The organism is Diaminobutyricibacter sp. McL0608 (genome assembly GCF_039613825.1).
Lineage (GTDB): Bacteria > Actinomycetota > Actinomycetes > Actinomycetales > Microbacteriaceae > Diaminobutyricibacter.
In genome coordinates this window covers 3,922,776-3,947,947 of sequence record NZ_CP154826.1, presented here as the reverse complement: position 1 = coordinate 3,947,947, position 25,172 = coordinate 3,922,776, and the positions used below count along the sequence as shown (strand labels likewise).

The following is a 25,172-nucleotide window of genomic DNA, read 5'->3' as shown; positions in this document are numbered from 1 at the left end:
CTAGCTCCTGTTCAATCGTTCTGCGGCGATTGTGCGAATGAGTGCGTGCTGGCGACGCAGCTGGTCGGATGCGCGGTTGGGCTCATGATTGCCCTCATACTCGCTCGACAGCCAACCCGTGTAGCCGGAGTCGATCACCACGTCGATGATCTCCCGCCACGGAATGTAGTGATCGACCAGGTCATCGTCGACCTCATAGAACTTCGCCTGAAAGTAGACCGTGTGCTCCATGACCTCGGTGAGGTCGGACACCGGCACGAACGGCACCACGGGTGGCCGGCCGCTTCCGTCCCCCATGCGGAACGCGGCGCTGCCTCCGGTTCGCGGATACGGGTTCAGTTCGAACACGCCGGTATCGATGAGCAGTCCGAAATTCTCCGAACCGGTGCGCTGTTTGAAGTCCAGGTATTCCTCGACCACGGGCGACTTGATCACCGTCGGCCAGTGGATCTCGGGGCAGATCACGATGCCGAGGTCCGCGGCCAGCTGCAGGTTGCGTTCGACGGCTCCCTGCCAGATCGGGTCGACGCGCAGATCCTCCGAGATCACACCGATCTTCGGCCGCACGAACGAGAAGCCCAGCCGCGCGGCGAGACGCAGATCGAGCTCGAGCTGATCCGCGCCCTCTGTCACCGTCATTCCGCGACCGGTGAAACGGCGCGTGTCCAGCCACGACCCGTAGAGGGTCGGCGTGAGGCCGAGCCGTTCATTGCGCGCGAACCACGCGTCGATCCAGGCGGTGGATGGGGTGGGATAGTCCTCGATGTGGCCTTCACCCAGGATCTCCAGGCCGGTCGCGTCCAGGTCGGCGACATCCTCGATGCATTCTTCGACGGTCATCGTTACGCCGATGTCGTCCGTGTAGCTGTACAGCGAAACCCCGAGTCCGAATGGCAGATCGTGCGTGCTCATTTGACGATCACCGACTTCCGCGTCGCGGTCCAGATCGATGGCTGCAGTTCCTCGGGGATGTACGACATTCGCAGCCGGAGCACGAGCGTGACGTCGTGGATGCCGCGCTCGAGGCCCCCGTCGCGCGGAACCGTCAGAACGGCCGCCTTGCCCAGCGGCCACCGCGCATCCGCGGATTCCTGAAGGGCCGCGAAGGTGTAGTGGCCCGTAGGCAGAGTCCACCGGATGTCCCGGCCGTCGAATTCTTCGCCATCGACGATCACGGTCGGCCGCTCGATGAGGTTCGCCCAGAGCCCGCGGTAGTAAGGACTCCGGACTCGCAGCTGGAACCCGGTGCGGGCAGTCTCGGGCCCGACGTTGCGGAACCCGGCGGTCTGGATGAGTTGTTCTTCAAGCATTTTCGTCCCCTTCATTCAGTCGTTCGGCGGCTTTGCGCGCCCCACGGACCGCGATCGCGACACTCATGAGCGTGGGGTTCATCGTCGTGGCAGTCGGAATCAGTGCGTTGCCGCCGACCACGAGGTTCTCGTAACCCCAGACGCGCGAGTATGGATCGGCCACCGACGTGCCGTCATCCGCATCGCCCATGCGCATCGTTCCCTGGTAGTGGAGGCTGGACCCATTCGGGAGCAGACGCGGTTCGGCGATGAAACTGCCCAGCGCCTCGCCCGCCCGCCTCAGTCGCCCCGTCGCCTCCGCGATCTCGCCCTGCTCGGGCTCGGTGAGCTCGTACGAGATCGTCATGTTGGGAAACCCCCGGTAGTCGGGTTCGTGGTCATCGAATGTGACCGCATCCTCGTAGCGGGGCTGCTTGCGCATCCCGTAGCCCATGTTGACGTAGCCCCACCGATTGCCGGCCGCCGGATGGTCGGGGTCGAGCTGGAATGGCGGATTCTCGGCGTACATCACCTGGAGCGAGAAGGGGTGTGCAGGTTCGGAGAAGGGGATGCGGTTGACGGCTGCCACCGGATCGGCCGGATTCGCCGAGCGGCGCTCCAGCTCGTCCGCCAGCTGATCGTCGGTGGCGAACCGGCCCATGCTGTCAGCATCGAGTGCGACCGTCGAGATGACGACCGGGTGCTCGGTCAGGTAGTGCCCGAGGGCGTGCGGGCGGATGCCGGACGCCCAGAGCAGCTGAGGCGAGCGGAACGCGTCCGCAGCCACGACGACGAGGGCGGCGGTGACCGAGTAGACCTCGTTGTTTCGAAGATCTTCGACCGTGACGCCGACGACGCGGCCGTCCGTGTGGTCGATTCGCCGCACCAGCGACAGGTCCCGGAGCTCGAACCGCGCCGAAAGCGCGCTATCCGGGTCGATCAGCGGGCCGAGGACGACATCGGCTCCGGCCCAGCGCATCGAGCCGTCGGGCTGCGGGTCACCGGAGACCGGCAGGGTGCCGGGCCCGAATCCGTCCGGGAGCTCACCGGCGAACTCCTCGGCAAGGAGCGAACGGATGGCAGCCCCCACCCCGGAGTCGGCGAACGCGGCGTTCTGCACGTGCAGCAGCCGCGACGCGTCGGCGATGAGGCCGTCCCACTCGTCGTCGGTGATGAACGGGACGCGTTCGCTGAACGACGGGCTGGGTGTCGCGCAGGTCCAGTGCGCCCCCATCCCGCCGACGTTGGTCGAGGCGGCGGCCGCGGGGAACGACGCCGCGTGCGCGGAGCCTTCACCACCGAAGTCGAGGAGGTGCGTGCCACCGCGCGCGGTGAACATGCCCTCGATGACCGCCGACGGCGGGATACCGAGCGACTCGCGAAAGGACCCCGCCTGTGGACCCTGCGACAGTTCACGGGCGCGGTCCTTCTCAGCCGGGTCGGCGATGTTCCGCACGCTCTCGCCGGCGATCGCGGTCAGCTGCGGCCCCGCCTCGAACATGACGACGTGGGCGGTCGGCACGGCCTCGAGCAGCACCCGCGCATAAGCCGATCCGATCGGGCCACTGCCGACGATGGCGATGGTGGAGGAAGTGGGCATGGTGTGCTCCTGCGATTCAGATGGCAATGGCTGCGGTTTCGGGCGTGAGTGGTCCGTGCTCATCAGACAGTCGACCGTTGGGAAGCAGGATCGACGCGAGGATGCCGACGCCGTAGGTTGCGGCGAGAGCTACGAAGATCGGGACGAACACGGCGCGATACGCCTCGGCCACGTGGAGCTGCGTCTCGGGTGCCTGGGCGTGGACGAGCGCCGGCGTCAGGGACGCGGCATCAAGGCCGGCCGGAGCCATCGCGACGAGCGTCGCGCCGATGATGCCTCCGATGAGAGCGGTCGCGACAGTGGCTCCGACCTGGCGTACGAGGTTGACACTCGCGGTGATCGTCCCCGTTTCGGCTCGGGGAGCCGCGCTCTGCACAACGGCGACGATGAGGCTCATGAACGCGCCGGTTCCCAGTCCGACGACCGCCATGACGAGCATCGGCGCCCAGAGCGGCGCCCCCAGGGGTAGGACTGCCATCGTGGCCAACCCTGCCGCTGCGAGCGTGGTGCCGACCAAGGGGAAGACGCGGAAGTGTCCCGTGCGGCTCGCCAGCCATCCGGTCACGAGGTTGCTGACGAGCATCCCGAAGACGGTCGCTATCGGAACGAGTCCGGATACGGTGGCCGTCGTGCGGTAGGCCATCTGGAAATAGGTGGGCAGGTACGACGTGATCGAGAAGAGCCCGACGCCGACGATTGCCGAGATCACCGTTCCGGTCGCAATCGTGCGGTTCGCGAACAGACGCAGCGGCACGAGTGGATCCCGCGCGCGCACCTCGACGAAGAAGAACACCGCGAAGGCGACGGCGGCGATGACGAACGCGAGGATGGTCGAACCGGCCTGGGATGGGTCGCCGACCGAGGTTGCAGCCAGCACGAGCGAGACGAGTCCGATCGTGAGCGCGATCGATCCGGCGATGTCGAACCGAGCCGCACGGCCGGGCTCGATGTGCGGAACCGCCACGATCGCGAGGATGAGCGCGACCACTCCGACGGGTGCGTTGATCCAGAAGATCCAGGGCCAGCCCCAGTAGTCCGTGATCAGGCCGCCGAGCACGGGACCGATGAGGATGGCGATGGGGAACGCCGCACCGATGATCGCCATGTATTTCGGGCGCTCCCGCGGCGAGGTCGCCTCGGCGATGATCGTCTGCGACATGAGCTGGAGCCCGGCCGAGCTCATCCCCTGGATCACGCGGGCGACGATGAGCCAGATGATGCCGTTGGCGAAGCCGCATGCGACCGAGGCCAGGATGAACACGATCACCGATGTGAGGAAGACCGCGCGGGGCCCGACGCGATCGGCGAGTTTGCCGAGGACGGGCAGCAGCGCCGTGCTCGCCAGCGTGTAGCCGACGACGATCCAGCTCATGTGCTCGAGCGCGCCGAGTTGCCCCGCGACGGTCGCGAGCGCTGTGCTCACCACCGTGTTGTCGAGGGCGCCGAGGAAGGACACGGCGAGAAGGGAGACGACGAGGAGGCGGAACCTGAGTGGCGAGAGTGGCATACGCGAAGCCCGAACGATCGGGCAATCGACGCGACAGTTTGTGCCCCCGCCGCAGCGTCACGGTGAGGAACGGGCTGGTGGCCCCGACGTCATGTCGATTCTATGCACACTTTGGTTCTTTTTCAACCTAAGATTACTCGTGTGAACCAGACTCCGATCATCGCGGGATTCCATCCGGATCCCTCCGTCTGTGCCGTCGACGGCACCTTCTACCTGGCGAACTCGACCTTCGAATACGCGCCCGGGGTGCCCATCCATGCATCCACCGACTTTCGCGACTGGACGCTGATCGGCCATGCGCTGAACACGCCCGACCAGCTCCCGTTAGCCGGTACCGGTCCCTCCGGCGGCATCTTCGCACCGACCCTTCGTCACCACGACGGACGATTCTGGATGATCACCACCAACGTCGCCGACGCACAAGGGCAGGTCCTCGTCTCCGCGGAGAACGCGGCCGGCCCCTGGTCGGAGGCCATTCGCATCCCTGAGATCGAGGGAATCGACCCCGACATCGCCTGGGACGCGGACGGGCGGTGTCTCGTCACCTTCGCCTCCCGGGGAGGCATTCAGCAGGTCGAGATCGATCCGGAAACGGGCGAGCTCCTCTCCCCGTTCCGGTCGCTCTGGTCCGGGACCGGCGGAAAGTTCCCCGAAGGACCCCACCTCTTCCAGCGTGGCGAATACTGGTACCTCGTCATCGCCGAAGGCGGTACCGAGCGTGGTCACGCGGTGACCATCGCCCGAGGGCCGTCAGCGATGGGCCCGTTCGAAGGCAACCCGCGCAACCCGATCCTCACGCGTCGCGGCTCCGACTCACCCGTGCAGAGCACCGGGCATTCCGACATCGTCGAGATCGGCGACGACGAGTGGGCGATCGTCTATCTCGGTGTGCGTCCGCGAGGGAGCAGCCCGGAATGGCACGTGCTCGGGCGTGAGTCGTTCGCGTCCGAGGTGCACTGGGTCGACGACTGGCCTGTGGTGGGCGAACCGATCTCGCCGCGCCCTGCTCCGAGTATCGAGAACCTCAGTGCCGGGAGTCCGCTTCCTACCACCTGGATCGGCACTGAGGAGTTTCCCGATCGCATCGTCACGGTCGGGGAATCGGGATGGACGCTGTCGGCTGCCGACGGTGTCGACCGGTTCGTCGGCCGGCGTCAGGATCGCCTGTACTGCTCTGTTCGGGCGCGCCTCGACACCGACGGTGAAGCCGCCCTCTGCCTGCGGATCGACACGAAGCACCAGTTTCGACTGGAACTGGAATCTGGGCGGATCCGTTCGATCCTGGTGGTCGGCGGCCATCGCATCGAACTCGATGAACGGCCACTCCCCGATGGCGCCGAGCTCGTCATCCGGACGATGCCGATGGAAGGCGGGACCTTCGACACGACGCGTGGCCCCGACTACATCGTCGGCGGCGTTGTCGCGGACGGTGCATTCGTCGAGACGGCACGGGTCGACGGACGCTCTGTGTCGACCGAGGTCGCCGGCGGAATGACCGGCCGCATCGTCGGCGTCTCGGCCGTGCGGGGAAGCGTCACCCTCCGCGACTTCTCGTACGTCGGAGCAGACGATTGGGCCGACATCAGGGACGATCTTGCATCGAACTGAGTCCGACCTGCCAGTCGGCGCGGCCACCGCGCGGCGCAAAACATCCGGCGGGCGACTGGATCGCCGTGTCACTCATCGCGGCGCCTAGAGAGCGAAGACCGACGCCACGGCCCAAGGGGCGAGGACGAGGTCGATCTCGAGGGTGCCGCTCTTCGAGGCGACCAGGGTCCGGCGCTGGAGGGCGTCACCCTGCTCGCGCAGATAGGCGGCCTGGGCACGCGAGAGGTTGAGGGGCTGACCGACGGCGCTCCACGCCTCCGCCGCGTCGCCGTGCCCCGGCGCGAGAACCTCGACCGCGAAGACGGCGCCCGGCTCCAGCCCGCCGATGATGTGCCGCACGTGCTGCTCGGGCCCCATGCCCATCAAGTCACGCGTCGCCTCGTAGGAGGCGCGAGAGCCGACCGAGCGGTCGTTCATGTCGTCGGGGTAGTTGTAGAAGAGCGCGGCCAGCTTTCCCGTCGCGCTGTGCTGCGAGACGACGCCCCGCGCGGTGGAGGCGATCAGCCGGTCGCCCAGCCGGTTCAGCATCGCGAAGGCGTGGAAGGTCGGCTTGTGGATGCCCTGCTCGTTCACCAGGCCGAATCCGCCGTGGAACGGGCCCAGGCCGGCGCCGCCCTCCTCGAAGATGTCGGTGAAAGTCCAGTACGAGATGGAGTCGGCCAGATCTCCGGAGCGGAGATAGGCCCGCGTGATGTAGGTCGCCGCGAACACCGTGTCGTGGATGTGGTCGCGGCTCGACGGCGAGCTCGACCACTCGGTGATATGCACCTCCGCATCCGGATAGGCGCTCTCGCCGATCAGCCGCCGCAGCAACGTCAAGTCGTCCGGCGTCGCATCCGCGTAACGGGTGAGACTGACGGCCTCGCCGTTGACTCCGAAGGCGAAGTCGGTGGGGTAGAGGTGGGTCGAGATGAAATCGACCGGCAGCTGCCGCTCGGCGCACCAGACGAGGAAGTCCTCGATCCACACCGGTCGCCAGTCGAGCGCATCCGGATCGGATGCCGCGGCGGTGGCGTGCTCGGCCGCGCGGTCCTCGGTCTCCCCCGCGTAGCGGTCGTCTGGCACGAAGACGCTGGTCGACGGGCCGCCGACCTTGAGTTCGGGGTCGATGGCCTTGATGGCCCGCACCGTTCGGGCGTACAGCTCGAAGTACTCGGTCTTCGTGCCGGTCCAGAAATGCGGAACCAGGTTGGGCTCGTTCCAGACCTCGAACCGCCACTCGCGCACCTCGGCGAGACCATAGCGCTCGACCCAATGCTCCACCGAACGCACCACCAGCTCCACCCAACGATCCATGTCATTCGGCGGGCTGCAGTGCGCACCCCACCAGAACACGGTCTCGGTCTGGGTGGCCAGCTCGCGCGGCATGAAGCCCAACTCCACGAACGGCCGTACCCCCAGATCGATCAGGAAGTCGAACACCTTGTCCACGTAGGAGAAGGTGTGCACCGGGGTCTCGAGAGGCACATCCGGCCCGAAGCCTCCGCCGTAGGAACCGCGGTACACGAACATGTCGTCGTGGAACACGCCGTGGAAGCGCAAGTACCGGAAGCCGAGGCGGTCGACCGCCTCGCGGAACTGCTGCTGCCAGTCGGCGCGAAGCGCCTCATTGGCCCGCCCCGCGCCCGCACAGAGGCTCCAGACGTGCGGGAGAACGGTCGATTCGGTGACGCGGTCGTCGATGGTGATGACGGGGAGCGAGGCGGATGCCATGGGGATGATCTCCAGGGATGGTGGTGTGGGGTGGTCAACGCGAAAACTGTGGGTATGAGACGCACGTGATCACGAAGTGGCCGGTGGGAGAGTGTGCGGCCGGCCGTCGCGTCGGTCAGTCACCGGGGTCGGGTTCGGTCGACGGACTTCCCTCCGGGGTCGCCGGTGGTGAATACGGGAGATCGGTTTCCACGTATTGCGTTGCCAAGGCTGCCGGATCCTGCCCTTTCCGAAGGGGGAGTACGCGGTAGAGGAGGCTGTATGGCCCTTTGGCCGGTGTGTTGCTGTACTTTTCCGGGCGCGTCAGCTGGTCCCAGTTGCCGCCTTGGACGCCTTCCTGCGCAGCGTCGACACGTACGACGGTCCGCCACGACTCCGGCACCTCGTGCCAGTGACGGTGTCCGGCCAGTTCATCTGGACTGTTCGGTTGGGCGTTGAGGTACATGCTTCCTCTAGCCACCAGCAGCACGCCCCTACCGGCATCGTCGGTGAGAGCAGCCCATCGGGTATCGGCCTTGTTCCCACTATCCTGGGGTCGGCTGTATCGGGTGACCTGATCCGCGACCGATCCCGAGTAGCGTCCCAAGAATGCCGAGCCCCGCCGGTCAGCGGTCGACTCCCACGGGCCACGGCCATACCATTCGATGGTTGCGAACTCGGCCCGGAGCCCGAATGCCGTCCCGACGACCTGCGGGTTGGGGGTGCCGGGTACCGGCTCGAATGTCGACAGCACGTCCACCTGCCCGGTGCCGTAGATCGTGTAGACGATCGACTGAGGCGACGTCGTGATGCGGTGGCTGGGACGGAACGGCATCGTGGTGGTGACGCTTCCGCGCACGGTTACCCGGACACCGCCCGGGATGGACGACGATTCAATCTCGCTGATGGCCCAGTCTTCGCCGACGCCGCGCCACGGTTGGGATGGCTCCGGCAGCGTCGCTCTGAATTCAGGTATCGACAGCTCCGGATCATTCGGGGCACGCCAGTAGTTCGGCATCAGGTCGCTCGCAAGCATTTCGCGGTCGTCATATCGCAGAGACGTCAGCCGGCCGGTGGACCGGTCGATCCTGACCGCGTAGCCGTCACCTGCGACCTCGATCGTCTCCTGTGTCTGGCCGACTTGCGGCGAGGCCAGGTCCGCCGACGGAGTGAGCGAGGTGATGGGAGCAACGACGGGAAGAGCACATTGTGCCCTGGCTACGATGTGGCCCGTTTCCGCCCAAGAAGTAGGAGTGTCGAGAACGATCGCGAGCTCCAGCCGGTATTCGGAACCGGCCCGCAGCGGTTCCGGCAGCGAACATCCAAGGGTGATGTCCGCGCTTTGCAACGGCCCGACCGAAAGCTGATAGCCAGGAATCGTTCCGCTTCTGATCGCATTTCCGTCCTCAGTGATCGCCCATTGCAGTCTGTGCCCGTCCAAGTTGGTGAACAGGTATTCGTTCGTGATCCCGACGGTCCAGGTGTCCAGGTCTCTAAGGGTGATGCTCACTGGTTGGTAGGCCAGCTTGGCCTCCTCCAGCTTCGGTGTCGGTGTTCGGTCGGACAGCAGCAGGCCACTCATGTGTGCGCCTTCTTCGTTGGGATCGTCGCCCCAATCGCCGCCATAGGCGAGGAATTCCTCACCCGGCCGTCCCGGGATCTCCCACCACAGCCCCTTGTCGGCCCAGTCCCATAGGAAGCCACCCAGTACCTGACCCGGATTTTCGCGGATGGCCGCCCAATATTCATCCAAGTAGCCAGACGTGTTCCCCTGGCTGAACGCGTACTCGATGAGCAGGTAGGGCCTCGGATCGCGGCCGGCCCGGTTGATCAGGTCGGGCACCGGCGGGTAGAAGTCACCGTCGAAATCGGAGATGTCAGACGGGACGACCGGCGAGCCGGAGCCGGTCGAATCCTGATAGCTCACCGGGCGGGTCGGATCGTACCCCTTGGCCCAGTCGTACATGGCCTTCAGGTTCGAGCCGACTCCGGACTCGTTGCCGATCGACCAGGCGATCACGCACGCGTGGTTCTTGTCCCGGTCGACCATGTTCCGCATCCGCCACAGCAGGGGCGCCCGAAGTTCTGGGCGATCGCCCGGGATGTTCGGTCGCCCTTCAGCGTCGACGCGATTGATGTGGCTCTCGTTGTTCGCCTCATCGAACACGTACAGTCCGTACTCGTCGGCGAGTTCGTACCACCGCGGGTCGTTCGGATAGTGCGAGGTGCGGACGGCGTTGATGTTGTTCTGCTTCATCAGACGGATGTCAGCGATCATGTCGGCCGAGCTGAGAGTGCGACCGGTGCGCGGATTCCACTCGTGGCGGTTGACGCCTCGGAGGGAGATCGCCTGCCCATTGATCCGGTACACCCCATCGACGACCTCGACTCGGCGAAGGCCGACGCGAGTGGATACGCGATCCACGACCGACTCATCCGAGTCGCAGAGCTCGACGACCAGTGTGTAGAGCTCCGGACGCTCAGCCGACCAGAGTCGAGGCGACACCACTGGCTCCGTCAGCGCCGCCGATGCATCGCCACTGGGAGCCACCGGTTCAACCATCGCCAATCGTGACCAGACTTCGACAGCTCGCGCATCCGTTCCGTCGAAGAGCCTCGCCCGGACCTGGAAGTCGTCCCCGGTGCTTGTGCCGGTGTAGTCGCGCACCTCGACACTCAGCTCGAGAGCCGCCTCAGAGAAATCGTCTGCGAGCAAAGTTCTGACGGTGAAGTCCCGAATGAGGACCGGCGGGCGAGAGACCAGAAGCACACTGCGAAAGATGCCCGAGAGCCGCACATTGTCCTGGTTCTCCAGGTAGGACCCTGTGGACCACCGGTACACCTCGACGGCCAGCACATTGCGCCCGCTGTGCACGTACGGGGTCAGGTCGAATTCGCCACGGGTATAGCTGTCTTCTCGGTATCCGACGCGGTGACCGTTGATCCAGACGTAGTACGCGGATTCCACGCCTTCGAACTGGATGAACGTTCGTCGGCCGGCCCAGCCGTCAGAGAGCTCGAATGTCGTCCGGTACTGTCCGACCGGGTTGTAGCGCGTCGGGGCGTGCGGGTAGGCGCCGGTGGCAGCGGGTTGTTCGTTCTTGCCGTTCTCGCCGGTCCATGGCAGGACCGTGTTGACCCCGATCGGGTAGTCGTAACCGTGCACTTGCCAGCTCGAGGGAACCTGGAGGCGGTCCCAGCCCGAATCGTCGGCGTTCTCGTCTGCGAAATCAGGCAATCGCGATTCTGGGTTCGGTGACCACCGGAACTTCCACTCTCCGTCGAGGCTGACCCGGAAGGGCGATGCCGAGCGATCCGCCAGCACCGCTTGCCTCAGCGTGTCGTACGTCACGAGAGTGGCATGAGCGGGTTCACTCCCCCACTCGTAGACGGCAGGGTCGTTCCAGTCTGGCGTCGCTTTCATCGTCTCCTCGAATCCGGTCATGTGTTCAGGCGTGGCTGCTCAGGCCGCTTCTCTCAGTAGTGGCTATGCAGGGTCGGGCGGGAAGCTCTACCGCGTCAGCGCAGACCGATAGTCAGGAGCAGGTTGCCGTACAGGCGTTCGTCCCCGGTGGCGATGACGACGCCGACGTCCGGAGAGCGCACCCGGTCGTAGAACGCGAACCGGTCGACCTTCTCCATGGGCACGTCCCCGCCCAGCCTTCGTGCGTAGTCGTCCTGCGCCGGGGCCGCGACCCCGGGCGGGGTCTGCATGACGGTCGCCGATTCGATGTTGACGACGGTGAGCACGGCTTCCAGCACCGACGCGACGTCGAGCAGGCCAGGACGTAGATTGAGATGGATCAGGCGCACCCCCGGGCCGGTGGCGGTCAGGTACGGGTAGTTCCCGTCAGCGATCAGCACCCCGGAGCCGTGGCCCGACGAGGCGAGCGCCTCCAGGAGCGGAGGATGGACGAGCGGGCCAGTGATCATGCGGTCACCTCCACTTCTGCGCGGCCGGACGCGCGATCTGCGGCGTAGCCGTCCCAGCCGGGGATCGTGCCGTCGACGTCCCACAGGTCGAGCCAGCTGCCGGCGCCGGGCCACAGGAACACCTGGCCCTTGATGAGGCGGTTGTTCTGTTCCGCCGATCGCAGCTCCTCGAGCTCGGCGGGAGTCAGCGGGTCCTCGGTCACGGCCCGAAGGTTGGCGACGAACTGCGACTCCTTCACCGAGAACGGGATCGGGACCTGTCCACGTTGAACCGCCCACTTCAGGCAGATCAAAGCCGGATGCACTCCGTGAGCGCGGGCGATCGAGACCACGACGGGATGCTCCATGTCGGAGACGTCCGAGACGACGCGGTCGCGTTCTGGCCGCGACGGCGAGCCCAGGGGCGAGTAGCCCACCGGCTGGATCCCGTGATCGAGGCAGAACCGGAAGAGCTCGGGCTGCTGGAAGCACGGGTGCAGTTCCATCTCGTTCAACGCCGGTGCGATCCGCGCATCGGCGAGGATCGCCGTGAGCTTCGGGATGGTGACGTTCGAGGTCCCGAGGTGCCGCACGACTCCCTCGTCGACGAGTCCCTCCAGCGCGTGCCAGAGTGCCATGTACTCCTCGTGGATGTAGGGGCGTGCATCCGGGTCGCGGTCAGCCGCATCGGCGAACGGCGCGTGGGAGTTCGGGAACGGCCAGTGCACGAACACCGCGTCGAGCACGTCGAGTCGAAGGTCACGCAGCGACCGCCGGACTGAGGCGATCGCCGCGTGCGGCTCGTGCGCATCGTTCCACACCTTCGACATGACGAAGAGTTCGTCGCGGGGCACACCGCCGGCGATGGCCTCCTGAAGGACAGCGCCGACCTGCGCCTCGTTGCCGTACACCGACGCGCAGTCGATCAGGCGGTACCCGGCCCGGATCGCGCCGCCGACGGCGGCGGCCACCTCTCCCGCCTGGTAGTGGTCGGACCCGAAGGTCCCCACTCCGATCGCAGGCATCTCTGCCCCGCTCGCGAGGCGTCGTTTCGGCACGCTGTCGATCGTGATCATGTGTGTTCTCCGTTTCATTCGGTTCAGGGGTGTGCGGCTCGGCGGACGGCGCTTCAGTGGAGCCGCACCATCGCTTTGACGACTTCACCGTGCTCGATCGCATCGAAAGCGACTGCGATGTCCGGAAGGTCGACGCGGTGGGTGACGTAGGTGTCGACGGCGAGGTAGCCCGACTGCACGAGCTGAACGATGTTCGGCAGCACAGCGGTTTCATTGGTGGATGCGACGCGGAGGGTCACGTCGCGCGGGGCCGCCATGAGGTCAAGGTCTGCGGTGCCCTCCGGGGCGCTGTAAACGACGAGCCGACCACCCGGGCGGAGCCAGCCGCACTCGAGATCGACCATCGACGCCTGGCCGGAGGCTTCGAACACGATGTCGGCGTCGTGGCGTCGCCTGAGCTCACCAGCGGCGTCGTCGGCGAGCAGGGTCTCCGTCGCCCCGGCACGCTTCGCCGCCTCGAGCCTCCCGGGCCGGCGTCCAACGCCGATGACCTGGGCTGCGCCGAGCAGTGCGGCGTACCGCATGAGCGAGAGGCCCGCAACGCCTGTGCCGGTGACGACGACCCTCGCACCCAGCAGGTCCTCCCGGCAGGCGACGCTGAACGTCTCGCTGAGACTGATCGCGAGCGCTGCCGAAACCGGGTCGGTCTCGGGCGCGAGCCGCACCCAAGGCGCCACGCCCGCACTGACGCCCCGATCCTCTGCCTCCGCACGGACGTCGTGGACGACGCCGCGCTCCGCGAATCCACCCCAGTGCATCGCGATGGGCGCTGACTCCGTCGCGTAGGCGGCCGGCCGCGTGACGATGTCGCCGATCGTGAGATGGCGCACCCCGGAGCCGACCGCCGTCACGCGGCCCACCGACTCGTGGCCCAGGATGCTCGGGTAGGAGACTCCGCCGCGGAAGGTGCCGGCGCGCAACATCTTGTCCGTGCTCGAACACACCCCGCACCACAACATCTCGACCTCGGCGTCGTAGTCTCCGACCCGCGGATCGGGCACCTCGACGACCGAGCCGCGGCCGGGCCCGTCCATCACGAAGGCTCGCATCGCCGCTAGATGTTCAGGCCGTGGAAGAAGTCGATACGCGTCTCGACAGCCTCCGGCGCCAACTCGATCCGCACAACCGCGCCGCCAGGCCCTGCGATTTCGGAGTCGGGCAGCACGACCTCCAGGTGCTCGCCGGTGCGAGTCCACTCGGGCTGCTCCCGCGAGCCGAGGACACGCACATCGACGATCGGACGGTCGACGAGCCGGCTGCCCGAGCCGAAGCTGCGGATCCGCATGAGGCCGTCCTCCGGACGCACGAGCCCGATCCCGTAGACGTAATCGTGGCCGACCTCGGTCATCCTCGTGAAGCGGATGTCCTCCGCCGTGTATGCGGCCGCTGCGGCGTCGGTGAACGATCCGGCGGTGGGAGCCGTGGGTCCCTCGCCGAACACGGCCCACGGGCTGGAGCCGTAGATCGCTTCGCCGTGCACGGCCAGCCAGTCGCCGACCGCCTCCAGCAGCGCGGCCTCCTCCTCGGGGATCGTCCCGTCGGGGCGGGGGCCGATGTTGAGCAGTAGGTTTCCGTTCTTCGCGACCACATCGACGAGCTCCTGGATGAGCTCCGAGGCGTCCTTGTAGTCGTGCCCCTCCACCCAGCTCCACGAGGTCCGCGACACCGACGTGTCGTTCTGCCAGACGTCTGGCCGGATGCCGCCCATCGTGCCGCGCTCGATGTCCAGCACCGCCGAACCGGGCGCGAACGAATCCCACTTGTAGTTGATGACGACCTCTCGCCCCCACCCCGCCGCCCGGTTGTAGTAGTACGCGGCGAGTCTGCGAATGTAGGGCTCGAACGAGGGCTCCTCGATCCCGGTGTCGAAGTACAGGATCTGCGGCCGGTAGGAGTCGATGATCTCGACCGTACGCAGCAGCCAGTCCTCCAGGAACCGCTCGGTGGGGTTCATCTCCTTGCGCAGCGCGGGACCGTACAGGTCGGCGTAGGCGGGATCGCGGACGTCGGAGTCGAACTCCGCTCCCCCGTTCATGAAGAACCAGTGCTCCGCGCGGTGGGTCGACGCGCCGGTGATCAGCCAGGCCTGGTCGACCGCCGAGAAAAGCTCTCCCATCACGTCGCGCTCCGGGCCTACCTGGGTCACCTTCCAGCGCGAGCGCGCAGTGTCGTACATCGCGTAGCCGTCGTGATGCTCCGCGACCGGCACCACGAACTGCGCGCCCGCGCGCTTGAACAGCGCGACCCACTCCTTCGGGTCGTAGCCCTCCATGCGGAAGTGCGGAAGGAAGTCCTTATAGCCGAAGCGGTCGTGCGGTCCGTATGTCGCCACGTGGTGGTCGAAGGCGGGCGTGCCGCGCCGGTACATGGTGCGGGGGTACCACTCGTTGCCAAAGGCCGGGACCGAGAAGGCTCCCCAGTGCAGGAAGATGCCGAACTTGGCGTCGCGGTACCACTGCGGAGCGCGATAGCGGGACAGCGAGTCCCAGGTGGCGTCGTACGGCCCGGCCTCGATGACGGCATCCACCATCGCGAGCGCCGTACGGTTGTCCGACACGTCGACCGGCGCCGGCAGGGTGGTGGTGTCAAGTGGTTCGAGGTTCACATGTCTCCATCCGTCGCGGCTCAACGGCCGCCGAAGGCGCCCGCGCCGATCGCGGCCACCAGTTGTCTCTGGGCGAAGGCGACCACGATCACCACGGGAGCGATCGTCATCACGCACGCCGCCATCAGCAGCTGCCATTGCGTTCCGGTCTGGGTCGTGAACCCGGCGATCCCGATGGGGATCGTCCACTTTTCCGCGCTGTTGAGGATGATCAGCGGCCACAGAAAGCTGTTCCAGCTGCCCAGGAAGGCGAAGATCGCCAGCACCGACAGCGCCGGTCGAACGAGCGGGACGATGACGCTGATGAGGATGCGCCAGGTGGACGCTCCGTCGAGCCGAGCGGCCTCCTCCAGCTCCGCAGGGATCTGGAGCATGAACTGCCGGAGCAGAAACGCTCCGAAGGCTCCGAACAGGCCTGGCAAGATCAGAGCCACCCAGGTGTCCGCGAGCCCCGCGTGGTCGAAGCCGAGGAACAGGGGCACGACGGCGACCTCGCTCGGCAGAGTCAGCGTGATGACGAACAGCAGGAAGACGGCGCTTCGGCCCGGGAACCGCAGCCTCGCGAACGCGAATGCCGTGAGGGTCGCGACGACCAGCGTCAGCACGGTCGAGATGGCGGCTACGATCAGGCTGTTCAGGAGCAGGCGACCGAAGTCGACTTCGGTCCACGCGTCTACGAAGTTGGACCAGAGGACCTTCGAGCCGATGAAGCTGACCTGCGCGGCGAACACCTCGTTCGCCGGCTTCAGCGCGGTGAAGAAGGTCCAGATCAGCGGGAACGAGAACACGAGCGCGAACAGCCACGCCGCCGTGGTGTTGGCGGCGAACCCGACGGTCCGTCCCCGGCGACGCCAGTGCGAACCCGAGGCTGGTAGTTGGTGCTCAGTCATAGTGGACCCACTTCCTCTGCCCCCAGAGTTGGAACAGCGTGAAGATCGCGATGATCACGAACAGCACGGTGGCGATGGCCGACGCATAGCCGAGCTGGTTGTTCGTGAAGGCGGTCTGATAGAGGTACAGCATGATCGTCATCGTGCTGTTGCCGGGGCCCCCACCCGTGATCACGTAGGCCTGGGCGAAGGTCTGCCACGCGCCGATCACGGTCAGCACCGTGGTGAAGAACAGGGCTGGGCTGACCAACGGCAGCGTGATCGAGAACAAGCGCCGGAACCGGCCCGCCCCGTCGATCCGCGACGCCGCGATGACGTCGGGGCTGATCGAGTCGATACCAGCACCGAGCACGATCATGTTGTACCCGAACGACTGCCAGAGCGAGACGCCGATCACGGTGGCGAGCGCCCAATTCCCGTCGCTGAGCCAGGGGATGGGGCCGAGTCCGATCCCCGCCAGCATCTGGTTGACGGCTCCGTCCTTCTGGAACAGCAGACGGAAGACCGCGGCGTTCGCCACCATCGGCGACAGCGCCGGGATCAGGAAGATCACGCGGAGCCAGTTGCGGCCCGCGATACGGGTCTTCAGCCAGAGGGCCATCGCCATCGAGATCGCGATATTCGCCGGGACATAGACGAGCACGAAGATCGCCGTCACGAGAACGCTGTTGAGGAACTGCGGGTCGTGCAGCAGCCGGACGTAGTTCTCCGTCCCGGTGAACTGGGTGCCCCCGAGCAGGGTCGAGTTCGAGAATCCCAAGATCAGCGAGGCGACCTGGGGGATGACGATGAAAACCGCCAGCCCGATGAGCCCCGGCAGAACGAAGGCCCACCCTACCCAACGAGGACCCCCGAGGGGCCGGCGACGAAGCCGGCCTCTCGGGCGGTCCGGTTGGGCGACGGACCCGTCGGAGACCTCTTCCTCCGCACGGTCCAGACGCACGAACGTCATTGCCCGAGGCCGGCCTTCACCTGCTGCAGCACCTCGGCCACCGTGCTCTTACCGGAGAAGGCGTTCACTTCGTACTGCGTCAGGAGCGTGTCGAGTTGCGCCTGGTTCGACGGTACGGGCGAGGGCGTCGCGTCACCGGTCATCTGCTTGATGACCGCGGCGAACTCCGGCGATCCGACGTTGGTGGACCAGGCGTCGAGCGCGTCGAGCCGCGCCGGCACGGAGGCCTGCGATTTGGTGACGAACTCGAGTGCGCTCTTGCTCGTCATCGCCTCGATGGCCTGGAATGCCTTCTGCTTGTCGCCGCAGGTCTTCGTGATGCCGAAGCCCGATCCGCCGATGAACCCCTTGGAGGCGCCGCTCTTGCTCGGAATGACGGCGATGCCGACATTGTCCTTGCCGAGAGTCTGCTGCTCGTGCTGCAGATCCCACAGCCCCTGCATCTCCATGGCCGCCTGGCCTGTGCTGAACGCGTCAATGTCGGGGAAAGTGCCGCCCGCGGCCGCCTCGAGCGGCTTCGCGACCTTGTACTTGTTGGAGAGGTCGACGAGCAGCTGCAGCGCATCGTGGAAGTTCGGGTCGTCGAGCTTCGCACCGTTCTTGTCCGCCCAGGGGTGGCCATCGGCCGCCATGAGGGTGCTGATGGGGTTCGACGCCTGGGGGATCGCGAAGCCGTACTTGCCGTTCTTCGTGGTCGCCTTCGCTGCCGCGATGAAGTCGTCGGTCGTCCAGTTATTGGTGGGGTCGGCCACGCCGGCGTCCTTGAACATCTTCTTGTTGTAGAGGATCACGGTGGGCCCGGCGTTGAACGGGATGGAGTAGAGCTTGCCGCCGACGCTGAGCTGCTCGAGCATCGCCGAGCTGTAAGCCGAGAGGTCGAGCTTGTTCTTCTTCGCCAGGTCGTCCAGCGGCTCCAACCCCTGCACGTATTGGTTCACCCGGCCGTTCTGGAACGTCACCAGGCACGGCGCGCTGCTGCCCGTCATCACGGTGGGGAGCTTGGTGTAGTAGTCGCCGATCGGCGGCCCGGAGAAGCTCACCGCCATCTTCGGGTCGGCATGCTTTCCTCCGGCGATGTAGTCGCTCCACTGCTGCTTGTCGGCCTTGCCGCCGATCCACGTGTACATCTTGAGCGTGCTGCCGTCGAGGCCCGAGGTTCCACCACCGCCTCCTGAACATGCAGCGAGACCGAGGGCGAGCACCCCCGCGACCACAACCGAGACGCCAACGCGTCCCCGTCTCCTCGTGTTTTTCGACCGTGACTTCATGAACTCCTCCTTGAGTAATAGAGCGAAACGTTACGACTTCATGAATGCTAGGAATAGTTGGGGTGCGAAGTCAAGAGTTTCCGCCGAACGCTAAACGTTTCGTTCGGTCCGTCTCCTTCAGCAGGTCGTGCGCGAGGATGGTCTCGGCGACGGTCATCGTTTTCAGCGCATCGCCGAAATGCGACGACGGGAGACGACGCGTACGCACCGCCTCGATGAATTCGGCGCTCTTGGCGCGGAAGCCTCCACGCACGTGGAGGTCCGGTGATCCCGCCACTTCGGCGGCATCCAGCTCCACCCGCCCATCGGCTTCCCAGACAGTGCCGCCGACCTCGAGGTCGCCTTCCGCCATGATCCCCGGCCCGTGGACTTCCACACCGAACACCCTCCGTCCGCTCGTCCAGTTCGTGATCATCACCCCGACGGCGCCCGTGTCGAACTCGAGCGTCGCCGTGATGAAGTTGATGTCGTCGACGATCACGCGGCGCGTCACATCCGACACGGCGATGACCTCACCGCCGCAGAGGTGCCGGAGAGTGTCGATCACATGGACGCCGTCGTCCATCATCCGGTCACGCGCCGACACCATCGGGGTCGGATCGTTCTTGTAGAACCGGCACACCGCGTGCACCACCTGGCCGCGCTCGCGTACCCGGCCGACCATCCGCTCCAGCAGGGGGGACGAACGTCGCTGAAAGCCGACCTGCGTGACGCAGCCATTCTCGTCGGCGAGGCGAGCGAGCGTGCGCGCCTGATGGACGGTGAGGCCGAGCGGCTTCTCGACGAAGAGATCCAGCCCGCGCACGAGGCACCCACACCAGATGCCGAACATGAGTTCGGGTGGCCCGATGACGTAGACGGCGTCCGCACGCGTTTCGTCGAGCATCGCCGACCAGTCGCTGAACAGCGCGGTGACCCCCCATCGCTCGCCGGTCGCCCGGAGGCGCTCCGGCGAGAGGTCGCAGATGCCGACGATCTCCACATCCGGTAGCGAGGTCAACGACGGGTAGTGGACGAGGTTCGCCATCTGCCCGGCGCCGATGACGGCGACGCGCACCGGCCCGCGCTCTGCAGCACTCATCGGACCGCTCCCGCGAGGCCCTGAGCCGCGGCTCGCAGATTTCGTGCGTATTCGAGATCCCGCGTCACCTTCGCCACCAGGTCGCTCTCGTCGGTGTACTCCGCTGTGAGGCAGATCGGGCCGCCGAACTCACGCTCTTCGAGGTAGCCGATCGCGCGGCCCCATTCCGCCATACCGCTGCGGGCGTCGGTGAAGACCGGTTCCCAGACAGGATCCCCCTGCGAGGACGCCGGATCGTCGACTCGCTCGTAGTACGCGCTCTTGAGGTTGACCATCCCGAGCCACGGCCACAGCAGTTCGAGGCCGTGCTCAGGCCGCTTACGCGCGAGGCCATCGTGCGCCGCGTCCCAGATCGCCGCGACGAATCGGGGATCGACGTCCTGGAGGAGCGCGAAGAGCTCCGAGGAGTCGGCGATGTAGTCGTCGTAGTGCGGCTGGATCGCGACTCGGACTCCACGGCGTTCGGCCCTGTCGGACAGGCCGGCGAGCGTCCGGCGGATCTCCGCCCCGGTTGCGGAGTAGCCGCCTGACCCGATGGGCACCATGATCCGGATGAACGGCACACCCGCGTCCGCACAGGCCGCGAACGTCGCCTCATCCGTCCCCGAGGCGATGCTGGTGACCGCGATCCCGGCTCGTGCGAGTTCGCGCGCGGCGGCCGGCAGAGCCGTCGCCACGTTGTCCGGCGTCACCTGGTAGCCCGGCCGCACCGGGAGTTCGACGGCGTCGAAACCCATGACCGCCACCAGCTCACCGAGAGCGCCGATGCGTGGATCTCGCCACGGTTTCGTGAAGACACTCCACGTCGTCGGGGGAACTATGTGTGGCATGGCGGACTCCTCGTTCAGGACGTCGGGGAAATTTTGTGCAACGATACAGTAACTCGTGCAACGATACAGTCAGTTCGAACTGCGTCAACCAGAGGAGGGGTGAGAGCGATCGCGACCATCAGGGATGTGGCTCAGGCCGCCGGAGTCTCGCCCTCCACCGTTTCGAACCTGCTCAACGCACGCGAACACCTCATGCAGCCGGAGACCCGCCGACGCGTGCTCGAGGCCATGGAGTCGCTCTCCTACCGGCCGAGCCGGGTGGCCCAGCAATTGCGCGGCGCGCCGAACCCTACGCTGGGGCTCATCGTCCCCTCCGTGGCCAACCCGTTCTGGGGATCGTGGGCGGCCCACCTCGAGGCGGCGTTCCATGCTCTCGGCCGGCAGATCTACCTCTGCAACAGCGAGCGCGATCCTGAGCGCGAGCGCGCCTACGTCGAGCAGCTCTGGGCCGACGGCATCGAGCACATCGTGCTCTCCACCTCGCTCCCGTCGCTCGAGCACCTGCGCCCCGCCATGGATGCCGGCGTTCAGATCATCGCGTTCGACCGCGAGCACCAGGAAACAGACCCGCCAGAACTGCTGAACGTCAGCATCGACAACGAAGCGGGCGCGTGGATGGCCACGCAGCACCTCATCGTGCGAGGTCACCGGCGCATCGCGTTCGTGTCGGGGGCGATGCGCACGATCAGCCGGCAGCGGCGCTTCGCCGGCTACTGCCGGGCACTCGCTGAGAACGGCATCCCTCTCGACGACGCACTCGTCCCCCGCTCGTCCGACCTCGGCGATGCGGACAGTGGCCCGCTTGCCCGCAAGGCGGTACACGCCCTGCTGGCGCTCGACGACCAGCCCACCGCTCTGGTCGCCGTCAACGACATGCTCGCTCTGAGCGCATCCGCCGCCATCCGGGATGCGGGCCGCGATGTCGCCGAGTTCGCTGTGGTCGGCTTCGACGACATCCCGGTCGGGAGCCTCATCTCGCCCGCCCTGACCACAGTCCAGCAGCCACTGCGCGAGATGGCCGAGGCGGTCGTCCGTCTAACGGCGAACGGGGCCGGCGCCGGCGAGCCGAGAACCTCGCTCGTGTTTCCCCCGACCCTCGTGGTGCGGGCCTCGACCGAGCGGAGAATCGGATGACACCATCCGGAGCCAGAGTGCTCATCGCAGGCGCCACGGGTGGGGTCGGCCGCGCTCTCGCCCTGGCTGCGGCGTCAGAAGGCGCGACCGTCCTGCTGCTCGGACGCGATCGGGACAGCCTCGATGCCGTGGGAGCGGAGGTGGCCGAGCTCGGGGGGATCGCGCACGTCGCGGTCGCCGATGCGACCTCGGCGGGGCAGGTCGACGACGCCGTCGCGACGCTGCGACGCGACGCAGGCGGCATCGACGTCGTCGTGAACGCCGTCGGCGTCAATCTCAAAGCGCGTCGCCTCGACGAGCTCGACGAAGCAGGCTGGCGCTCGGTGCTGGACAGCAACCTCACCGCGGCCTTCTTCCTCACCCGGGCGGCACTTGCGTGCTTCCGTTCCGACGGTGGCGGCCTGCTCATCCACATCTCCTCCGTCGCCGCTCTCGTCCCCGATATGTCGGGGGCCGCCTACCAGGCCAGCAAAGCGGGTCTGGCCGCGCTCGCGCGTGCCACCGCGCTCGAGGCCAGCGGTGACGCCGTGCGGGTCACGACGATCTCACCGGGCCTCATCGACACCGGCTTCGTCCGCCACCGCCCGACGGCGCCCACGCCCGAGGAGCTGGCGGGAGCACTGCGCCCCGAGGACGTCGCCGACATGTGTCTCGCCGTCATCCGAATGCCCGCTCGCGCGACCGTCAGCGAGGTCGTCATGCTACCCACCGCGCGCTGAGCGAAAATACGTCCCCTGTTCCGACCGAGACGGAGATCTCCATGACCGCACCCTCGCCCGTACGAACCGTCCTGATCACCGGCGGCGCGACCGGCATAGGGCTCGGCATCGCCGAGGCGTTCCTGAGCGCGGGCGACCGCGTGGCGATAACGACGAATGCCTCGCCTGTGCCCGAGCACGTGGGCGACCGGGTCATCGCCGAGCGGATGGATGTCACCGACAGCGCCGAGGTGACGAAGACCGTTGCGCGGATCGGCGAGGCTCTCGGGGGCAGGATCGACGTGCTGGTCAACAATGCCGGCGGCCTCCTCGCACGCCGCCCGATGGACGCGGCCGATGACGCGCACTGGCAGCACGTCATCGAACTCAATCTCTCGAGCGTCTTCTACGTCGTGCGCGCGGCCCTACCCCTGATGGCCGAGGGCGGCCGCATCGTGAACATCTCCTCGCTCGCGGCCCACAACGGCGGCGGCCAGGGAGCGGGCGCGTACGCCGCGGCCAAGGCCGGCGTCGAGGGCCTCACCCGCGCTCTCGCGAAGGAGCTGGGGCCGCGCGGGATCGCCGTCTCCGCTGTAGCCCCTGGGCTCATCCTCGAGACACCGTTCCATGAGCGCTTCACCCCGGAAGCCGACCAGCGCGCGACCATAGCCGCCACCCCGCTTCGACGAGCCGGCACCCCCGCCGACGTCGCCGCGGCGACGGTGTACCTCGCGTCGGAGGCAGGCGGCTTCGCATCGGGAACAGTAGTCGCGATCAACGGCGCTGCCGCGTTCCACTGAGAAGGGGCGCCGACTGCTGGGCTACGCGCCGGCCCACTCGTCGCTCGCGGCCGTGGCGGAGTCGGTGGAATGGCTCCGACAAGCCGGTCGTCTGGGCGACGGCGTTCGGCCCGTCCAATTCGGTTGAGATGCAGCGGGATCGATATCGAGACTCTCGGCGAAACGATTCGCGCCGCGTTGGCGCTGGATTATGCTGAGCGCACGCGACTCTCAATCATCGGCAGCCGTGGCGGCAGTCGGCGGCAACATCAGGAAAGACGGGGCTGTGACAACATACAAGGACATCCAGCGGGCCACGGGACTCTCGCTCGCCACGATATCCAAGTACTACAACGGGCGAAACGTTCTGGAAGCCAATCGCGAAGCTATCGAGTCGGCGGCGCGCGAGCTCGACTTTCGACCCAATCAGCACGCTCGGATGTTGCGTTCGCGACGGTCACGGACGGTTGGAGTGCTGCTGCCGGCACTCGACAACGACTTCCACCTGACGATCGTGGCGGGCGTCGAGGAAGCCCTCCGGCCGCGCGGGATCAGCGTCATTGTGGCAGCCAGCCCCGATCCGAGCGACGATTCCGTCAACCTGCTGATGGACCGCATGGTGGACGGGATCGTTGCGGTCACCCCATCGCACGACGTACGCGCACTGCGCGCCGCGGCCACGCGCGTGCCGGTTGTGATGGTCGACTGGTACATCGACGACGTGCACGCCGACGGCGTCTTTCTCGACAATGCGGCGGCGGGAGCACTCGGCGCCCGGCACCTCCTCGATCACGGTCACCGTCGCATCGGATTCGTCGGCGGTGAACCAATAATCTCTTCGATGCGCCTGCGGACCGAGGGGTTCGAGCGCGCGCTGGCCTCTGACGGAGTCCAGGTGGACCCGGCGCTGGAGCGTTTCGTGCCGCTGACGATCGAAGCAGGCTATCGTGCCGCTCAGGAACTCCTCGCCCTGTGGCCGCGGCCCACCGGGCTCTTCACCGCGAACTATGAGCTCACCCTCGGCGCCGTGACCGCCGTGAACGATTCCGGGCTGCGCATCGGCCGGGACATCTCAGTGGTGGGGTTCGACAGCCGGGAGCTCGCCCAGGCACTCGTGCCGAAACTGACGGTCATCGTGCAGCCGACCCGCAAGATCGCCGAGCACGCCGCCCGCCTGATCGCCGACCACATCGAGTCGCCGGACGAGCGCCCCGCACCGAAGATCGAATACCTCGACGCGCACCTCATCCCGGGCGCTTCCGTGACGCGCCTCGAGGAGTGACGCGCTCGCGCCGACAGCGCTGCCGTGTCGTGGGGTCCGATTGCGATCGAACGTGCCATCGCGGTGCTGGTGTTCATTCCGACGAGGCAGTCCGGGCCTCGATGATTGATACTTTTGGGTAGTGCGCATCATCCCTTGATGAGAGTCACACCGTGATCGTTCGTGGATGCCGCAATCGAGGTCGCGAAACCCAACGCTGCGATGACGACCAACGAGACACTGAGGACGACGATCGCTCCGGTGAGAGGACCCGCCCGGCGGGGGCGCTTGCCGCCGAGCAGAACTGCCGCAAAGACGATCACGCCAACTCCTGCCGGTATCGCGAGCGGCGCCACTTGCATGACGACGGCGACAGCAACAGCCGCCGCAAGCAGCCACCATTCGGGCGACCGGCGCACCGTAGGCATCTCCGCGTCAACCATCTAAACGTTCTTCAGCCAAAACGTCATTGCATCATTCCCATTCATTTGGGGGCGCCAGAACACCGTCCTCTGCCAAAAGACACTTCTCAGTACATAGACGCGATGGTCTATCGATCGTTACGCCAAACCGGGAAACAATTTCCAGCGAAGCCGAGACATCAACGGTTTCACTTGACCAAATCCTCGGCCCAGGTCTGTCCTCGCAGCGAACAAGACCAGTCGAAGGCTTGTGACACACCGCAAGGTGGGGACGCAATCGATCGAGTGAGGCTACTCGGGATCGCGCGCCCAGGAATGTCGAACCGGTCAGCCGATAGCGCCGCTCGAAGTGGTCGACAACGACCCGGGAGAAAACGAAGGGCCCGGTCCGACATCACGTCGGCCCGGGCCCTTCTTCGTTCGCTTCGACTATTTCATGAAGCCGCTCTCGCTATTTCATGAATCAGCCGCTGTGCGCGAGGGGGGACTTGAACCCCCACGCCCTTTCGAGCACTGGCACCTGAAGCCAGCGCGTCTGCCAATTCCGCCACTCGCGCGAACTTAGAGA

Annotated in this window: 21 protein-coding genes and 1 tRNA gene; 5 read left to right on the top strand and 17 right to left on the bottom strand. The window is 66.5% G+C overall.

The annotated features are described in order from the left end of the window. The 4 genes from AAYO93_RS18940 to AAYO93_RS18925 are packed head-to-tail and all read right to left on the bottom strand — an operon-like array spanning position 1 to position 4,396. The gene (locus tag AAYO93_RS18940; RefSeq protein WP_345762739.1) at positions 1-912 is read right to left on the bottom strand and encodes a sugar phosphate isomerase/epimerase family protein; all 912 of its coding nucleotides are present in this window, start codon (positions 910-912) and stop codon (positions 1-3) included. After that, complete coding sequence (locus tag AAYO93_RS18935) at positions 909-1,310, bottom strand: C-glycoside deglycosidase beta subunit domain-containing protein (protein ID WP_345762738.1); 402 nt, start codon at positions 1,308-1,310, stop codon at positions 909-911. The genes AAYO93_RS18940 and AAYO93_RS18935 overlap by 4 nt, the downstream gene beginning before the upstream one ends. Further along, positions 1,303-2,889, bottom strand: coding sequence for a GMC oxidoreductase (locus tag AAYO93_RS18930; RefSeq protein WP_345762737.1), 1,587 nt, complete (start codon positions 2,887-2,889; stop codon positions 1,303-1,305). Before AAYO93_RS18930 ends, AAYO93_RS18935 begins: the two co-directional genes overlap by 8 nt. A 16-nt stretch (positions 2,890-2,905) precedes the next feature. Continuing rightward, positions 2,906-4,396, bottom strand: a complete 1,491-nt coding sequence (locus AAYO93_RS18925) for a DHA2 family efflux MFS transporter permease subunit (protein ID WP_345762736.1) — start codon at positions 4,394-4,396, stop codon at positions 2,906-2,908. A gap of 141 nt (positions 4,397-4,537) precedes the next feature. On the opposite strand from AAYO93_RS18925, the gene AAYO93_RS18920 reads away from it, so the two are divergent. Further along, positions 4,538-6,004 (top strand): glycoside hydrolase family 43 protein, encoded by a 1,467-nt coding sequence (locus AAYO93_RS18920; protein WP_345762735.1) that lies wholly within the window; start codon positions 4,538-4,540, stop codon positions 6,002-6,004. An 84-nt stretch (positions 6,005-6,088) separates the two neighbouring features. Here the strand turns inward: AAYO93_RS18920 and AAYO93_RS18915 are convergent, their stop codons facing one another. The 11 genes from AAYO93_RS18915 to AAYO93_RS18865 all read right to left on the bottom strand — a co-directional run bounded on the left by AAYO93_RS18915 (position 6,089) and on the right by AAYO93_RS18865 (position 20,310). Further along, complete coding sequence (locus AAYO93_RS18915) at positions 6,089-7,717, bottom strand: GH39 family glycosyl hydrolase (RefSeq protein ID WP_345762734.1); 1,629 nt, start codon at positions 7,715-7,717, stop codon at positions 6,089-6,091. 115 nt (positions 7,718-7,832) lie between these two features. Next, positions 7,833-11,141, bottom strand: a complete 3,309-nt coding sequence (locus tag AAYO93_RS18910) for a glycoside hydrolase family 2 TIM barrel-domain containing protein (RefSeq protein ID WP_345762733.1) — start codon at positions 11,139-11,141, stop codon at positions 7,833-7,835. A 74-nt stretch (positions 11,142-11,215) separates the two neighbouring features. Beyond that, a complete protein-coding gene (locus AAYO93_RS18905) occupies positions 11,216-11,629 on the bottom strand; it encodes an RbsD/FucU family protein (protein WP_345762732.1) in 414 nt (137 codons plus the stop codon). Further along, positions 11,626-12,684, bottom strand: a complete 1,059-nt coding sequence (locus tag AAYO93_RS18900) for an aldo/keto reductase (RefSeq protein ID WP_345762731.1) — start codon at positions 12,682-12,684, stop codon at positions 11,626-11,628. The genes AAYO93_RS18905 and AAYO93_RS18900 overlap by 4 nt, the downstream gene beginning before the upstream one ends. Positions 12,685-12,737: 53 nt before the next feature. Continuing rightward, on the bottom strand, positions 12,738-13,733 hold the full coding sequence (locus AAYO93_RS18895) for a zinc-dependent alcohol dehydrogenase (protein WP_345762730.1): 996 nt from the start codon (positions 13,731-13,733) through the stop codon (positions 12,738-12,740). Between the two features lie 5 nt (positions 13,734-13,738). Beyond that, a complete protein-coding gene (locus AAYO93_RS18890; RefSeq protein ID WP_345762729.1) occupies positions 13,739-15,289 on the bottom strand; it encodes an alpha-L-fucosidase in 1,551 nt (516 codons plus the stop codon). A 20-nt stretch (positions 15,290-15,309) separates the two neighbouring features. Beyond that, on the bottom strand, positions 15,310-16,179 hold the full coding sequence (locus AAYO93_RS18885; protein ID WP_345762728.1) for a carbohydrate ABC transporter permease: 870 nt from the start codon (positions 16,177-16,179) through the stop codon (positions 15,310-15,312). Further along, the gene (locus AAYO93_RS18880) at positions 16,172-17,131 is read right to left on the bottom strand and encodes a carbohydrate ABC transporter permease (protein WP_345762727.1); all 960 of its coding nucleotides are present in this window, start codon (positions 17,129-17,131) and stop codon (positions 16,172-16,174) included. The genes AAYO93_RS18885 and AAYO93_RS18880 overlap by 8 nt, the downstream gene beginning before the upstream one ends. Then, positions 17,128-18,399, bottom strand: coding sequence for an ABC transporter substrate-binding protein (locus tag AAYO93_RS18875; protein ID WP_345762725.1), 1,272 nt, complete (start codon positions 18,397-18,399; stop codon positions 17,128-17,130). Before AAYO93_RS18875 ends, AAYO93_RS18880 begins: the two co-directional genes overlap by 4 nt. 70 nt (positions 18,400-18,469) lie before the next feature. Next, positions 18,470-19,480: a Gfo/Idh/MocA family protein gene (locus AAYO93_RS18870; RefSeq protein WP_345762724.1), complete on the bottom strand. Its 1,011-nt coding sequence runs from the start codon at positions 19,478-19,480 to the stop codon at positions 18,470-18,472. Beyond that, positions 19,477-20,310 (bottom strand): sugar phosphate isomerase/epimerase family protein, encoded by an 834-nt coding sequence (locus tag AAYO93_RS18865; RefSeq protein ID WP_345762723.1) that lies wholly within the window; start codon positions 20,308-20,310, stop codon positions 19,477-19,479. The genes AAYO93_RS18870 and AAYO93_RS18865 overlap by 4 nt, the downstream gene beginning before the upstream one ends. Positions 20,311-20,409: 99 nt before the next feature. Between AAYO93_RS18865 and AAYO93_RS18860 the strand changes: the two genes are divergently transcribed. From AAYO93_RS18860 to AAYO93_RS18845, 4 genes are all read left to right on the top strand, one after another. Then, on the top strand, positions 20,410-21,444 hold the full coding sequence (locus AAYO93_RS18860) for a LacI family DNA-binding transcriptional regulator (RefSeq protein ID WP_345762722.1): 1,035 nt from the start codon (positions 20,410-20,412) through the stop codon (positions 21,442-21,444). Then, positions 21,441-22,163 (top strand): SDR family oxidoreductase, encoded by a 723-nt coding sequence (locus AAYO93_RS18855; protein ID WP_345762721.1) that lies wholly within the window; start codon positions 21,441-21,443, stop codon positions 22,161-22,163. Before AAYO93_RS18860 ends, AAYO93_RS18855 begins: the two co-directional genes overlap by 4 nt. Positions 22,164-22,204: 41 nt before the next feature. Next, positions 22,205-22,942, top strand: a complete 738-nt coding sequence (locus AAYO93_RS18850) for an SDR family NAD(P)-dependent oxidoreductase (RefSeq protein ID WP_345762720.1) — start codon at positions 22,205-22,207, stop codon at positions 22,940-22,942. Positions 22,943-23,207: 265 nt separating this feature from the next. Further along, positions 23,208-24,203, top strand: a complete 996-nt coding sequence (locus AAYO93_RS18845) for a LacI family DNA-binding transcriptional regulator (RefSeq protein WP_345762719.1) — start codon at positions 23,208-23,210, stop codon at positions 24,201-24,203. 128 nt (positions 24,204-24,331) lie between these two features. Here the strand turns inward: AAYO93_RS18845 and AAYO93_RS18840 are convergent, their stop codons facing one another. Next, positions 24,332-24,625: a hypothetical protein gene (locus AAYO93_RS18840; protein WP_345762718.1), complete on the bottom strand. Its 294-nt coding sequence runs from the start codon at positions 24,623-24,625 to the stop codon at positions 24,332-24,334. 452 nt (positions 24,626-25,077) lie between these two features. Continuing rightward, positions 25,078-25,161 (bottom strand) — tRNA-Leu (locus AAYO93_RS18835). Between the last annotated feature and the right edge of the window lie 11 nt (positions 25,162-25,172).